At 65.0% G+C, this 14,536-nt stretch carries 12 protein-coding genes; 9 read left to right on the plus strand and 3 right to left on the minus strand.

Annotated features, from left to right (window positions below; genetic code table 11):
* Positions 1–76: 76 nt before the first annotated feature.
* From hepA to SALLO_RS0100460, 5 genes are all read left to right on the plus strand, one after another.
* Complete coding sequence (hepA, locus tag SALLO_RS14215; protein WP_022834367.1) at positions 77–1,891, plus strand: heterocyst formation ABC transporter subunit HepA; 1,815 nt, start codon at positions 77–79, stop codon at positions 1,889–1,891.
* 14 nt (positions 1,892–1,905) lie between these two features.
* Positions 1,906–3,057 carry a glycosyltransferase family 61 protein gene (locus SALLO_RS0100445; RefSeq protein ID WP_022834368.1) on the plus strand — a complete coding sequence of 384 codons (1,152 nt, stop codon included), beginning with the start codon at positions 1,906–1,908 and terminating at the stop codon, positions 3,055–3,057.
* Positions 3,054–4,064, plus strand: a complete 1,011-nt coding sequence (locus SALLO_RS17490; protein WP_022834369.1) for a sulfotransferase family protein — start codon at positions 3,054–3,056, stop codon at positions 4,062–4,064. Before SALLO_RS0100445 ends, SALLO_RS17490 begins: the two co-directional genes overlap by 4 nt.
* 253 nt (positions 4,065–4,317) lie before the next feature.
* The gene (locus tag SALLO_RS14230; protein ID WP_022834370.1) at positions 4,318–4,743 is read left to right on the plus strand and encodes a hypothetical protein; all 426 of its coding nucleotides are present in this window, start codon (positions 4,318–4,320) and stop codon (positions 4,741–4,743) included.
* 116 nt (positions 4,744–4,859) lie between these two features.
* A complete protein-coding gene (locus tag SALLO_RS0100460) occupies positions 4,860–6,014 on the plus strand; it encodes an alanine racemase (protein ID WP_028566735.1) in 1,155 nt (384 codons plus the stop codon).
* Between the two features lie 30 nt (positions 6,015–6,044).
* Here the strand turns inward: SALLO_RS0100460 and SALLO_RS0100465 are convergent, their stop codons facing one another.
* Complete coding sequence (locus SALLO_RS0100465) at positions 6,045–6,941, minus strand: MBL fold metallo-hydrolase (protein WP_040605696.1); 897 nt, start codon at positions 6,939–6,941, stop codon at positions 6,045–6,047.
* A 111-nt stretch (positions 6,942–7,052) separates the two neighbouring features.
* On the opposite strand from SALLO_RS0100465, the gene menH reads away from it, so the two are divergent.
* Positions 7,053–7,838, plus strand: a complete 786-nt coding sequence (gene menH / locus SALLO_RS14235) for a 2-succinyl-6-hydroxy-2,4-cyclohexadiene-1-carboxylate synthase (protein WP_051141230.1) — start codon at positions 7,053–7,055, stop codon at positions 7,836–7,838.
* 12 nt (positions 7,839–7,850) lie between these two features.
* Here menH and SALLO_RS0100475 read toward each other — a convergent pair whose 3' ends face one another.
* Positions 7,851–8,978, minus strand: a complete 1,128-nt coding sequence (locus SALLO_RS0100475) for a glycosyltransferase (RefSeq protein WP_022834372.1) — start codon at positions 8,976–8,978, stop codon at positions 7,851–7,853.
* 143 nt (positions 8,979–9,121) lie between these two features.
* Here SALLO_RS0100475 and SALLO_RS14240 point away from each other — a divergent pair, with 143 nt between their 5' ends.
* Positions 9,122–11,497, plus strand: coding sequence for a DNA polymerase domain-containing protein (locus SALLO_RS14240; protein WP_022834373.1), 2,376 nt, complete (start codon positions 9,122–9,124; stop codon positions 11,495–11,497).
* A gap of 47 nt (positions 11,498–11,544) precedes the next feature.
* Here the strand turns inward: SALLO_RS14240 and SALLO_RS0100485 are convergent, their stop codons facing one another.
* The gene (locus SALLO_RS0100485) at positions 11,545–12,654 is read right to left on the minus strand and encodes a glycosyltransferase (RefSeq protein ID WP_022834374.1); all 1,110 of its coding nucleotides are present in this window, start codon (positions 12,652–12,654) and stop codon (positions 11,545–11,547) included.
* A 233-nt stretch (positions 12,655–12,887) separates the two neighbouring features.
* Between SALLO_RS0100485 and SALLO_RS14245 the strand changes: the two genes are divergently transcribed.
* Positions 12,888–13,520: a CDP-alcohol phosphatidyltransferase family protein gene (locus SALLO_RS14245; RefSeq protein WP_022834375.1), complete on the plus strand. Its 633-nt coding sequence runs from the start codon at positions 12,888–12,890 to the stop codon at positions 13,518–13,520.
* Between the two features lie 12 nt (positions 13,521–13,532).
* A complete protein-coding gene (ftsY, locus tag SALLO_RS0100495) occupies positions 13,533–14,507 on the plus strand; it encodes a signal recognition particle-docking protein FtsY (protein WP_022834376.1) in 975 nt (324 codons plus the stop codon).
* The last annotated feature ends 29 nt before the right edge of the window (positions 14,508–14,536 follow it).

Genomic DNA, 14,536 nt, shown 5'->3' on the forward strand with positions numbered 1-14,536 from the left:
GTCAGTCAGCACGCCGGCGGTTTGCGTACGCTATACATCGTACGCCCCCACCCTTTCCAACTTTGCTTACAGACCTGTGGCTACATCCACGACTGCTGGACCGCTGCTCTCGAAATACGCCATCCTCTGGCCGGGCATTCGCAAATACTGGCCGTACATCGCAGCAACCGTCGCGCTCTCGTTATCGACAGCCGCATTTGAAGGTTTAAGCATCGGGATGCTCATTCCCTTCTTGCAAACCCTGGCGAGCGACGGCCCGCCCTTTACCACCGGCGTTGGGTGGATTGACACCTACGTGCTGGCGGCAAGCGCCCCCACAACCGAGCGCGTGCTTCGCATCTGTGGAATCATACTCGCGGCGACGTGGCTGCGCTCCATCACCGACTATCTGAACGCCGTATACACGGCCAAGAGCCGGTCGCGCATCATCCAAAACCTGCGCGAGCGCGTTGTGGCCCAGCTTACGTCGGTGGCCTATTCATTCTACGGCACGCGCAAGCCATCCGACATCCTAAACACCGTGACAGGGGAAGTGGGCCGGGCGGCGGCCGCGCTCAACGTACTGTTCATGTTTTTTACCACCGGCGCGCTCATTGCGATGTACGCCACGGTGATGGTCTACATCTCGTGGGAGCTCTCGCTGGCGGCCTTTAGCGTCTTCCTGGTGCTGGGGCTTGGCCTCAGCCGCATCATCCACCGCGTGCGCGACAGCGGTGAGGAGATTACCCTCTCCAACATGGAGTTCACCGGGCGGGCGACCGAGTTTTTGGCCGGCGTGCGTACCATGGTGGCGTACAACACGCAGGCCTACGAGCAGCAGCAGCTTACGCAAAGCGCGATTCGCTCGGCCGATGCCGTGATTGGTACGGCCCGCACGCGCGGCCTCGTCAAGCCGCTGTCGCAGGCTGTCATCAGCTCCATCATCGTGATTATGGTGGTGTGGGCGGTGTACCGCTTTGTACTGACGGGCGCGCTGGACATGGCGTTCATCCTTACGTTCTTGTTTGCGCTGTTCCGCCTCACGCCGCTCATGCACCACGTGAACGATCAGCGGGCCGTGCTGGCCGAAACCAAGGCGGGCCTCGATGCGGTGGCCGATCTCCTTGAGACGTCAGACAAGCCCTACCTTACGTCGGGCAACCGCGCAACGCAGCCCTTGCAAACAGGCATCACCTTCGAGCATGTGCACTTCTCGTACATCCCCGAGGAGGAGGTGCTGCACGACATCAACCTGCATATTCCGCAGGGCAAAACAACGGCGCTCGTGGGCGCCTCGGGGGCCGGGAAGTCGACACTGGTCGACCTCATCCCGCGCTTTTACGACCCCACAAAAGGGCGCATCTTGTACGATGGCGAGCCGCTGGAGACGTTTGATGTGGGATCGTTGCGGAGCCGCGTGGCCATTGTGAGCCAGCAGACGCACATCTTCAACGATACGGTGACGACAAACATCGCCTACGGGCTTTCGGATGTGCCGTTTGCCGCGGTGCGCGAAGCGGCCGAGCAGGCGAATGCCCTGCAGTTTGTGGAACGGCTCGAAAACGGGTTCGACACGGTGCTAGGCGACCGCGGCGTTCGATTGTCGGGCGGGCAGCGGCAGCGCATCGCCATTGCACGCGCTATCCTGCGCAATGCCGAGATCCTGGTGCTCGATGAAGCGACGAGCAGCCTCGATAGCATTTCGGAGCGCCTCGTGCAACAGTCGCTCGAACGTCTGATGGCCGGACGCACCGTGATTGCCATTGCGCACCGCCTGTCCACCATCGAAAATGCCGACTGGGTGGTGGTGCTCGAGAACGGTCGCATCGTGGAGCAGGGCCCTTACGCCGACCTGCTGGAGCGCCAGGGGCGCCTGTGGGATTATCACTCGATCCAGTTTCAAGCGGCCTGAGGTCCCCGTGTCCTATGCCCGACGTCCGCGATATACTGAAAGAAAAACTGCCGCCTGCGCTCGTGCAGCCGTTGCGTGCAGCGTACTTCCGGCTTTTTCGCCATCCAGCGCCGCAAACCGTGCCGTTCGATGCGCTCTTTCCGGCCGTGCAAAAGCACGAGTACGTGCCGCCGCGCAGCGTACCGGTGCCCGTGATGCCGCATCCGTTTGTGCGTCAGGCCCAGTCGCTGGCCACATCTGCGTACACGATGCCCGAAGACTACGTGGCGGTGCTCGACGACGTGGAGTTCTGCCCGACGAACAACGTGGTCCTTCGCTCGGACAAGCGCATTCTGTACGAATCGCTGAATACCGGTCAGTTGCCAAACATCGACTTGCGCGCGCTCTACGTCCGCTCAACGGATCGTATTGCGGGGTACGCCACGCCGCTGCACTCGCTGTACAACAACTACTACCACGACATTGTGGATGGGCTGCCGCGGCTGTTGGCCTTGCATGGGCCGCCCTTTGATGCCCTGCCGCACATTGCTGTGCTGCATAGTGCGCCGCTTTCCGACCATCAGCGCTTTTTCGTGGAGCGGGTGCTGCCGCCCAATGCGACCCTGCGCCATGTGCCCGAAGGGCGGCGCTATGTGGTTGAGCACCTTCTGTTTACGCCGTTTAAGACGCGCCGCTTCGCCGGATACATGCCGCCCCCGTACGTGCGGGAGCTCCGCACGCGGTTTGGGCCGGATGGGCCGGTGGAGCGCGGGCGGCGGCTGTTCATCTCGCGGGAGCGGGCCGGGAAGCGATTCATTACAAACCGCGAGGCGCTGCTGCGGGAGGTGCTGGAGCCGCTGGGGTTCGAGTCGGTGACGCTGGAGACGATGGCACCCGCGGAGCAACTGGCGTGCATGCACCAAGCCGAAGCGGTGGTGGGGGCGCATGGCGCCGGACTCGCCAACGTGCTGTTTGCGCCCGCCGGCACGCGCGTGATCGAACTGTTTCCGGCCCACTTCATGGTGCCGCACTACTTCTTCTTGTGCCAGTCGCTCGGGCATCCCTATGCCGCGTGGTGCGGCACGGCCACCGCGCGTGATCCCGGCGGATTTGCGGTCGATCTAGCGGCCGTCCACGAGCGGCTACACGTTCTCCTGTCCTCACCCGCTACTGCTGCTGCGTTATGAACGCTCCCTTTTTCATTGTCGGGGCCAGCCGCTCCGGCACCACCTTGCTCCGGCTGTTGCTCAATGCGCATCCGCGGCTGGCCGTGCCCGATGAGCTCAAGTTCTTCAAGATGGCCGAAGGACGCACCGACCCGACAGCGTGGAGCCGGCCCCTTCGCGAGGGCGCGCGCGCTGCGCTGATCGATCGGTTTTGCACGTTGCATGCGTCCAAATATGAGTCGATGGAGGCTGTGCGGGCTGCGCTGGAGGGGCACGAGGCGCTCACGCTCCAATCGTTCTACGCGCTGGTGGGAGCCGCCTGGGCGCGCGAGCAGCAGAAGCCGCGCTGGGGTGAGAAAACGCCGCACAACCTCTTTTACGCCGACGTGCTTACAGCCATGTTTCCGTCGGCCGTGCTGCTGCACGTTGTGCGCGACCCCCGGGCGGTGGTGCACTCCATGAACACGATTGCGTACTACGCGCACGATCCGGTGCTCAATGCCCTCAACTGGCGGCAAGCCATTCAGGAGGGCATCCATCGAATGCAGGGCGTGCCATCGTCGCGGGTCATGACGCTGCGGTACGAAGACCTCGTGGCCGATCCGGAGGCCGTGCTGCGCGACGTATGCGACCGCCTCGGGGAAGCCTTTGATCCTGCAATGCTGGCCTTCCACCGGACGACCGAGCGCTACATGGGCGGCCCCATCCGCACGCCCGCGATTCAACAACCCGTAAATGAGCGGAGTTTGGAGAAGTGGCGCACGGGGCTATCGCGCGATGCTGTGGCACAGGTAGAGGCCATTTGCGCTGTGGAGATGGCGCGCTGGGGCTATGCCCCCACCGGCGCCCGCGAGTCGGTGCGGGCGCGTGCCGAGCGGCTCCTCAAAACGGCGTACTGGCAGGGCAAGCACCACCAGCACCGCAACCGGCGCGGCTACGAAGTGAACTACGCCATGCTGGGGCGCACCCGCGAGCGCATCCGTCGCTGGCGGTCGTCGCACGCTACGGCTCCGATGCTTGAGTCGTAGCCGGATCATGGGCGCGGATCTTGAGGGCTGAATGGGCGGTACGCTTCATCCGCGAAGCATAAAAGAGCAGGCAAAGCACATGCGTGTGCAACGGTATTTGTGGGGCAGTGCCCTAGTTGTTGCCCTAGCGGCTTGTTCTGCCTCCAAACCACCCGACGCGGCCGTTCCAACACGTCCGCCGCCGGCTCCGTCTGCCCCGCCGGTGGCCCCGGTGCCCGCCCCATCGGTTTCGCAACGCCCTGCGCCAGCGGTCGTGCGCGGACTGATCCAGCAGGCGTTACAGTCTGGAGGCAGCATTGACGAGCGCACCCTGCGCGCACGGCTCGGCAAGCCGGTGCGCATGACGACGCGTCCGGTTGCAAATGCGTACACGCCCACGCAAACCGACACCATTCGCACGCTCCACTATCCGGGCCTTGCGGCGATGCTCTACGACGTTAGTCAATCGCCCAAGACCTTGCTGGTACGCTTCTCGCTGCTAAGTGCACGTTACGCATCGCCCGAGGGCCTGCGCATTGGTGCCACGCGACAAACCATCCTGCAGCGCGTCGGCCCTCCCACAACGCGCGACGGCGCCGCCTGGATCTATCGCGAGGACGAGGGCATGCCCACGGCCATGATCCTCACCGTTCGTGACGGCCGGCTCGTGCGCATCGACTGGGAATTCTACTTTGCCTAGAGCCCGCGCCCCGCGAGCGTATGTGAATAGAGCAAAAACCCGGCACCGGCGGCACACCCCACCCGCTGTTGTGCGTTAGGAATGCTCCACGATCCTCAAGGGACGCCCGCGCATCCATGCTCGTTACCGACCTCCCGACGCCCGCGCTCCTCATCGACCGGGCGCGGCTCCTCGACAACCTCACAGCGATGGCCGAGCGCGCCACGGCGCAAAACGTCCGCCTGCGGCCGCACATCAAAACGCACAAGATGACGGCCCTGGCGCGCCTGCAGCAGGATCACGGGGCCGATGGGGTGACGGTAGCTACCGTCGACGAGGCGGAGCATTTCGCGGCCGCGGGCTTTTCCGATGTGCGGGTGGCCTATCCGGTGGTGGGCGCAGACAAACACGACCGCCTGCTTGCGCTCATGGCGGATGGCGTGGCGGTGTCGTTTACGGTGGATACGCAGGCGGGCATTGCCGGGGCCAATGCTGCGTATGCTGCGGCCGGTCGCACGGTGCCGGTACTGCTGGAAATTGATGTGGGCCACGGGCGCTGCGGTGTGGCATGGGATGCCGACGAGGCGCTGGTAGCCCACGCCCAAGCCATACAAGCGGCCGATGCGCTGCGTCTTGAGGGGCTGCTGACTCACGCCGGACAGGCCTACGGCGGCCCGCGCCCCCACGAATCCAAGACGGAGGCCTTGCAGCGCGCAAGCACGGATGAAGTGGAGCGCCTGCTTACGGCGGCTATGCACCTTCAGGCGGAAGGCCTCGTGGAGCAGCCCGAACGGTTTGTGCTGAGCGTGGGCTCGACGCCCACCATGCAGCACTTTCAGAACCAAACGAAGGGCGGCTTTCGCATCACAGAAATTCGGCCCGGCAACTATGTCTTTTACGACGCGATGCAAGTGGGCCTCGGGGCGGCGCGGCTAGAACAATGCGCACTTACGGTGTGGAGCCGCGTGGTGAGTCGGCGGCGCGAGGCCAACGGCACCGAGCGCGTGTTCGTTGATGCCGGCAAAAAGATCCTAACGACCGACACGCACGATAGCATCCGCGGACATGGGACTGTGCTTTACAACGCCCGTTACATGCGCCCACACCCGCACGCCGTCATCGACCGGCTGTCGGAGGAGCACGGTTGGCTGCGCGTGCCCGGCGGGGCCACCTTCGACGTTGGCGATGCCGTTCGCATCGTGCCCAACCACGCCTGCGTCACCGTCGCCACGCAAGATCACGCCTATCTGGTAGACGGCGATGAGGTGGTCGGTACGTGGTCGATTGCGTAGGCGACGGCTGCACGAGGAGCGCGCAGGCGGTTAGGCCGTCGTCTGCTCGCGGTAGGCTGCGGCAATGCAGCGGTCGAGTGGGAGTGGCCAATCGGCCTTGGCCTGCACCGCAAAGCCCTTCAGCTGCTTCACCTGTTGCATCTCTTCGAGCGACGCCCCGGCCTGGCGCTGGCGCGCGACGTAGCCGTAGAGGGCCGCCAAGAAATCACGCATCGCCAGCAGATCGTCCCGCGAGCCGGTGATTCCGTACGATGGATTCGGGTGTCCGTGGCCGTGAATGACGATGGTGTCGTCATCGAATCGATCGTAGAGCGTTTCCAGCGTCGTCATCCAGTTGGTGATTGAGGCGCCGCCGTCGATGTCGATAAACGGATAGACCCGGTTGAACACGAGGTCGCCGACATGTGCGATGTTGGCGTTCTGGAAAAAGACGACCGTGTCGCCGCCGGTGTGCGCCGGACCGTAGTGGTCGAGCTGCACCACCTCGCCGCCCATGTTGCGCTCCCAGTGGTCGGTGTAGGTCTGATTGGCCACCACGGGGGTAGCGCCGTCATCTGCCGCCGCGCGCTGCAACCGGGGCACGTTGGCGTGCGCCACAAACTGGCTGGCTTTGGGGCCAAGCACGGGGTTGCCGCCGGTATGATCGCCGTGGTGATGCGTGTTCACGAGCAGCGACAGTCCGCTCTCGGTGCGCGTCTGCAGCCCGGACCAACACTGCTTGGCGGTCGCTGGCATCTGCGTATCCACAACCACGAGCGCCTCGGGATGCGCCATCCAGCCGATGGTGCCGCCGCGCTGGGTGAACACGCCAATGCTGTGGCGAAGCGGCGTAAAGGCATCATCGAAGCGGGGGCGCGCGATGGACGCGAACGGTGCGGCCGCGAGCGCGGCCCCCGAGAGCTGAAGAAAGCGGCGGCGAGAAAGCATCAGACGGTCACATTTCTTTTCGAACGATTAGCAAACACGAAAGCGTACGAAGCACAGGTGCAATATGCCAACACCAATAGAAACCGTTCCGTCACAAATCCCGACGCACGCATGGAGCCACTGCATTACGACGTTTACGAAGGTCGGGGCACCGGCTGGACGTGCTTCATTCACGGGTTTATGGGATCGGCGCGCGCCTGGCAGCCCATCGTTCAGGCGCTCACAACGCGTACCAACGTGGTGTGCATCGACCTGCCCGGCCACGGACAGTCGACGGAGCGGCCGCGCTATCTGTACTCAATGGAGGGGGCTACGCAGGCGCTTGCCGATGTGTTGGATGCGCTGCGCATCACGGCGTGCACGCTCGTGGGGTATTCCATGGGCGGTCGTGTGGCGCTCTATTTTGCGTGCTTTCATCCCACGCGGGTGCAGCGGTTGCTGCTGGAGTCGGCCCATCCGGGCCTGGAGCGGGCGACGGAGCGGACGGCCCGGCGCGGCCTCGATGCCGAGCGGGCGCTGCGTATCCAAAACGACTTCCGTGGCTTTTTGGAGCGGTGGTACCGCCAGCCCCTGTTTGCATCGCTTGCGCAGCACGACCTGGTGGAGCCGATGATCGACGCCCGCATGCAAAACGACCCGTCGGAGCTTGCGCGGGCGCTGGAGGGGATGGGCACCGGCACACAGCCGCCGCTGTGGGAGGAGCTGGCCCAGTGTGCGCGTCCGGTGCGCTACATCACCGGTGCGCTGGACAGGAAGTACACGGCGGTGGCGCGTCGCATCGCGCAGCGGTGCCCGGCCGTGGGGTGCCATGTGGTAGAGGGGGCCGGCCACAACGTGCATGCCGAGCGCCCCCAGGCGTTCATCGGTCACCTCTCGGATTTCGTGCAGGCGCCGTAACGCATTCAACGATTACAGCAATCCGGTGAGGGCCTCTGCGAGGCGCGCCGGTGCAAATCGCTCCCGCTGCCGCCGCACGCCTGCGGCGAGGGTCTCGCGCATGTCGTCGCGAAAGAACCGCACGATGGCCGCGGCGAGAGCGTCGGGGTTGCGCGGAGGCACCACGAGGCCCGCCTCCTCATGCGGCACAATCTCGGCCAAGCCGCCCACATCGGTCAAAATCATGGGCCGCGCAAAGTGAAAGGCAATCTGGGCGACGCCGCTTTGCGTCGCCGACACGTACGGCTGCACCACCACATCGGCGGCCGCGAAGTAGCGCGCCACCGCCTCGTTGGGAATGTAGCGGTCGTGCCAATGCACGCGGTCGGCCAGGCCGTGCGCGTCGATGAGCCGTTGGTAGCGGGCCGGGTCGTCGTAGGCCTCGCCCGCAATGACGAGCTGCGCATTTGGGACCTCGGCAACAACGCGCGGCAGGGCCTTCAGCAACACGTCGAGGCCTTTGTAGGCCCGCACAAAGCCAAAAAAGAGAAGCACCGGTGCATTGGGCGGCAGGCCCAGGGCATCGCGCGCTGCGGACCGGTCGGGGGCGGGTCCGAACCGGGCGTACACGGGATGGTCGATCTGCGCGATGGGCGGCGCGTCGCCCACAAGGGTGCGGAGCGTATCGTGCACCGCATCCGACATCACCACGTGCCCGTGGCAGGCGCGCAGAAAGTAGCGGGCCAGCCACGCATCGCCCACATGGCGCTCGTGCGGCAAGGCGTTGTGCACCAGCGCCAGCGAGGGGATCTGCCGCCGGCGCAAGAGCCGCGCAATGGTGCCGTAGGCCGGCCCAAAGAAGGGCATCCAGTACTGAAAGATAACGGCGTCGGGCGACGGGGTGCGCAGGGCGCGTGCCGTGCGCAGCCACGACACCGGGTTGATGCTGTCGAGCAGGCGCGGAGCGGGCGCGGGCGTCGCGTGGGGTTCGAGCTGCGTTTTGCCCGGAAACAACACCGACGGGTACTGCCGCCGAAAGTTGATGCCGCGCACGTCGTGCCCCTCACTGCGAAGGACCGAAATGGTCATCTCGGTAAAATGAGCGATGCCGCCGCGATAGGGCGCCTGCGGTCCAACAACCGTCAGCGAATAAGAGGGCACGATGCAAGGGGCCAAGGGAGAAAACACGCGTGCTAATGGTGGTCATGGGGGCGGTTGGTGTTCCATAGCAGAAGCGGTGCAGGCACCTTCTGCCGTGCCAGCGGTACCTACACAAGCAGCCTGTTCATGACAACACCGCGGGGATGGCCGATAGCACGAACGCAGCGCCCGACGCAGCCCTTTACGGCCGCGATCCGTTGCCGCGCATTGTGGACGTACAGCCGCTGATGGAACGCCCGTCGCATGCCCCGGCGCAGGTGCGCCTGTACCGCCGCACGGCCGACTTCCAGGCGGTGGAGACGTCCACCGAACGCCTCTATCCGTTCTTCTTTATTTCCGATATCGACCTGCTGCGCCCGTGCCGCGACACGTTCAAGGCGCAGCGGCTAGACGGCGACAACTTTTTTCAGCATGTGGTGGTGTTTAACACGTGGGGCGATTACTGGGATGCCCTGCGCACCGTTGAGCGGGCCACGGACAGCGACGAGCGGCGGCCCGAGGAGCTCTACCTCGTAAGCAGCCCGGCCCAGCAGTACCTGATGCAGACCGGCCGCACGTGCTTCAAAGACATGACGCTCGATGACGTGCACCGCCTGCAGCTCGACATTGAGGTGTACAGTCCGGGCCGGTTTCCAAGCGCGGAGCGTCCGGAGGATGCGGTGATCATCGTGGCCCTTTCGGACAACCGCGGGTGGCAGCAGCTTTTGTACCAGGACGACGCGACCGACGAGCGCGCGCTGCTCCAGCGCCTCGTGGCTACCATCCAAGACCGCGATCCCGATGTCATTGAAGGGCACAACATCCACGCGTTCGACCTGGACTACCTCATGAAGCGGTGCGCGCTGCACGACGTGCCGTTTGCCATTGGCCGCGACGGCTCGGCGCCGCGCGTGTACGACGCCAGCATGCGCTTTGCCGAACGGGTGGTCGACTTTCCGGCGCACGCCATTGCCGGGCGGCACGTCATCGACACGTACTTTCAGGTGATGAGCTTCGATGTGTTCAAGCGCGACCTGCCGGACTATTCCCTCAAAACCGCGGCCCGCTACTTTGGCTTCGCCCCCGAGGCGCGCACCTACATCGAAGGCGCCGATATCTCCGCTGCATGGGACCACGACCGCGAGCGCTTGCTGGACTATGCCCTCGACGACGTGGTTGAGACCGAGCGCCTCGCGCGGCACCTCTCCGGCTCCTCGTTCTACCTCACGCAAATGCTGCCCATGACCTACGACGACGTGGCGCGCCGGGGCCCGGCCTCGAAGATCGAGGCGCTCTTTGTGCGCGAGTATTTGCGCCAGCGCGTGTCGATGCCGCGCAGCACGTGGGGCAGCCAGTCGATGGGCGGCTACACCGACATCTTTGTGACGGGCGTGGTGGGGCCGGTGGTGTATGCCGACGTCGAGAGCCTGTACCCGTCCATCATGCTCAACTACGACATTCAGCCGGCGGGCGACCTGCTCGACTTGTTTCCGAACCTGCTGGAGCGCCTCACCGACCTCCGCTTCGATGCCAAGCGCCAGATGAAAGCGGCCGCCGATGAGGAAGTGCGCAGCGAGTTGGATGCGCGGCAGTCGTCATACAAAATCCTGATCAACAGTTTTTACGGCATGCTGGGCTTTAGCCTGGCCACGTTTAACGACTTTGCCGAGGCCGACCGCGTGGCGCGCGTCGGGCAAAAGATCTTGCGTCACATCATGGAGGAGATCCGGGCGCGCGGCGGCACCGTGATTGAAGTCGACACCGACGGCGTGCTGTTCGTGCCGCCCGACGACGTGCGCGGCGCCGAGGCCGAACGGTCCTTTACGGTGGGGCTGACCGACGCCATGCCGCCGGGCATCCGCATCGGCTTTGACGGCCGGTTTAAGCGCATGCTTTCGTACAAGAAGAAGAACTACGCGCTGCTCACGTACGACGATACGCTGAAGTTTAAGGGCTCCTCGCTCATCTCGCGCTCGAACGAAGCCTTTGGGCGGCGGTTTGTGCGGCGCGCCATTCGCCGGCTCATCGAGGAAGACATCGCCGGGCTGCATCGCCTGTACATCGACACGCGCGAGCGCATCATCGCGCACGACTGGGACGACGTGAGCAGCTTTTCGCGCACCGAGACGCTCAAGACCACCCTGGACGCCTACGAAGACGCCGTTGCGGCCGGCGAGCGCCCGCGGGCCGCGGCGTACGAGCTGGCGCGTCAGCAGGCCGAGGCCACCGGGCAACCGGTGCGGAAGGGCGACCGCATCGCCTACTACATCACGGGCGACGACGCAAACGTGACGGCCTTCCGACACAGCAAGCGGGCCGATGCGTGGGACCCGGCCCATCCCGACGAAAACACGGCATACTACCTGAAGCGGCTCGACGAGTTTGCGCGCAAGTTCGAACCGTTCTTTACGGAGCACGACTTCCGCCTCATCTTTTCGCCCGAGGATCTGTTCGGATTTTCGGCGGAAGGCATCACCATTCAGACGCGCGAGCATGCGCCGGCGGCTTCGGAAGAGCCGACCGATGAGGTGCCGTTCTAGCCGTTGAGGGATCGTTTTTGGCAGCAAGGAATCGTGTACAGCGCGGGCTACGGATCGTTGGGATCCCACCGGCGGGGGGCGCGCAAGAGGCCGAGGGGCACCACGGTGAGGTGGTACAGGGCGTAGCCCAGCTCCCACAGCAAAAAGCCCCCCAGCAAGTCACGCGCCTTGAACGTGCGGGCGGCCGACCCCACGAGGGCCGCGTGGATGAGCAGGCGGGCAGCGAGGAGGCCAGCGCCCAGCGGGCCCAGCAGCAGCGGAGCTGCCCACAAGGCCGTGGCGCTGGTTTGGTAGAGCGTAAGGTGCACCTGCGGGGCCCGCGCGTAGTGCCAGCCCGCCGACACGTGCCGGCGCTTCCGGTGGATCCAGGCGCGCCACGTAGGCGGCGGATGCGTCGGCACGTGCGTCGCGGGGTCGGTCAGCGCCGTAACCGTGGCCGCCTGGGTCGCCTGCACGGCCTGCACGAACAGGTCGTCGTCGCCGCTCATCGAGGAGGCGCCGTTGGTAAAGCCCGCCACCGCATCGAACACGGCGCGCGGATAGCTCAGGTTGCGGCCCACGGCCATGTAGGGCCGCCCGCCGCCAATGGCCGCCGCCGTAAAAGCGCCGGTGAGCAGCGTCTCGTAGCGAGCAAGTGCGTTGAGCAGGCCCGGGCGCTTCAGCATCGGACTGTAGCCGACGAGCACCTGGGGCATCTCGGCTGCGGCGTGGCGGCGGGCCAGCGCGGCTGCCCAGGTGGGCGGCGGGGTGCAATCGGCATCGGTGAAAGCCAGCAGGTCGTGGCGGGCGGCGGCAATGCCACGGGCCAGGGCGCGCTTCTTCCGGGGTGCGCGCGGCTCATCGACGGTCAGCACGCGCCGGTGGGGGGCCGCGCGGGTCCAGTCGTCGAGCAAGGCCGCGGTGCCATCGACCGACGCATCGTTGACGATGACAACCTCAAGGCGCGGGTGCGTTTGGGCGGCCAGGCAGCGCAACAGCTCCGGCAGGTGCTCCTCCTCGTCGCGCACGGCCACAATCACCGACAGGGGCGGCAGGGCGTCGGCATCGCCAGGCGCGCTGCGGGGCGGCGAGGCCGCAGCAGCATCAAAGCTGCGATACAGCCACCATCCGTACGCGCCCTGAAGAAGCAGCAGCGCCACAAAGAGAAAAATCCACATGCAAAGGGGTGCGTTGAGAAACAGGCACCCACAAACTGTTGGATGGAGCGGCAAGATGCATCCGCAATGGCAGGCCACGCGGCAAAATATTGATTGATTTCGGGCGCTTGGGCGCAATCGTGCGTACGGGGGGCGGCCTCCCATGCGAAAAGCGTGTGGGTGCCGAACGACACACCGCGTAACAGGTATTTTGTGGTCCTCCCTCCCCCGTAGTTTAGTTCACGCGCATCACTATGTCCTCTGTTCTGTCTGACGCCCGTTGGGGACGCTTTTGGACGGTGCCCAATGCCTTGAGCCTGTTGCGGTTGGTGCTGGTTGTGCCGATTGCATGGTTGCTGTGGACCGACGGCTCGCTGGCCTGGCTCTTCGGACTGGTGCTGACGGCTTGCTTCACCGACTGGCTCGACGGGCGCGTTGCGCGGTGGTCGCACAGCACCTCGGAGTGGGGCAAGGTGCTCGATCCGCTCGCCGACAAGTTCGCCGGGTTTCTCACGGTCATCGTGCTCACCTTTCGCACCGCAGAGCCCACGTTGCCGCTGTGGTTTTTTGGTGCGCTCGTGGCCCGCGACGCCGCAATCCTTGCAGGAAGCTACTTCATCGTTCAGAAGCACGGGCACGTGGCCATGAGCATCTGGTCGGGCAAGGCGGCTACGTTTTGGCTGGCGCTTACCGTGCTCGCCGCTATCCTTAAGGCCGATCCGCCGGTGCTGCAGTTTTGCGTGTGGATCACCACAACACTTTTAGCGTGGTCCTTCATCATGTACGTGCGCCGGTTCATTCGGGCCATGACCTACACGCCGCCGCCCACGTCCGAATCGCCGCCGTCGCCCCCCGTTTCGTCTGCTTCGCCTACGCCAACCCACTAACTGCATATCGCCATGGGCATTCTAGATCGCTTCGTTCGTCGCAACGATGAGGAAGAGCAAGAAAAGCTGGAGGACGGCCTGGAAAAAACCCGGTCCAGCTTCTTTGGTAAGCTCGACCGCATGGTGCGCGGCAAGGATACCGTTGACGCCTCGGTGCTGGACCAGCTCGAAGAGCTGCTCGTCACCAGCGACGTGGGCGTGGAAACCACGCTCGACATCATCGACCGCGTCGAGGCCCGCGTGGCCAGCGACCAGTACGTCTCCACCGACGAGCTGAACGGCCTGATCCGCGACGAGATTGCGGCGCTCATGCTGGAGAAAGAGGAAGAGCGGCCGGCCGACTTCGAGGCGCCGCTGCCCCACAAGCCGTACGTCATCATGGTGGTCGGCGTGAACGGCGTAGGCAAAACGACGACCATCGGCAAGATGGCGCACCGCTACAAGCAGGCCGGAAAAGGCGTCGTGTTGGGGGCTGCCGATACGTTTCGGGCCGCGGCCATTGAACAGCTGGAGATTTGGGCCGAGCGGGCCGACGTGCCCCTCATCAAGCAACAGCATGGCGCCGACCCCGCGGCGGTCGCCTTCGACTCGGTAGAGGCGGCCCGTGCCCGTGACGCCGACGTCGTCATCGTGGATACCGCCGGCCGCTTGCACACCAAGGGCGGCCTGATGGACGAGTTGGCGAAGATCAAACGCGTCATGGGGCGCAAGGTAGAGGGCGCGCCGCACGAGGTGCTGCTCGTGCTCGACGCGTCCACCGGCCAAAATGCCATCCGCCAGGCCGAGGAGTTTACCGAGAGCGTCGACGTGACGAGCCTCGCCCTCACCAAGCTCGACGGCACGGCCAAGGGCGGGGTTGTCATTGGCGTGTCGCACCAGTTTCAGGTGCCCGTGAAGTACATCGGCGTTGGCGAGGCCCTCGACGACCTGCAGGTCTTCGACCGCAAGGGATTCGTAGAGGGCCTCTTCAAGGGCGTTGACGCGTAGCGCGCCGACGAATGGCCCGTCCGCCCCGC

It is taken from the genome of Salisaeta longa DSM 21114 (genome assembly GCF_000419585.1).
Classification (GTDB): Bacteria; Bacteroidota; Rhodothermia; order Rhodothermales; family Salinibacteraceae; genus Salisaeta; species Salisaeta longa.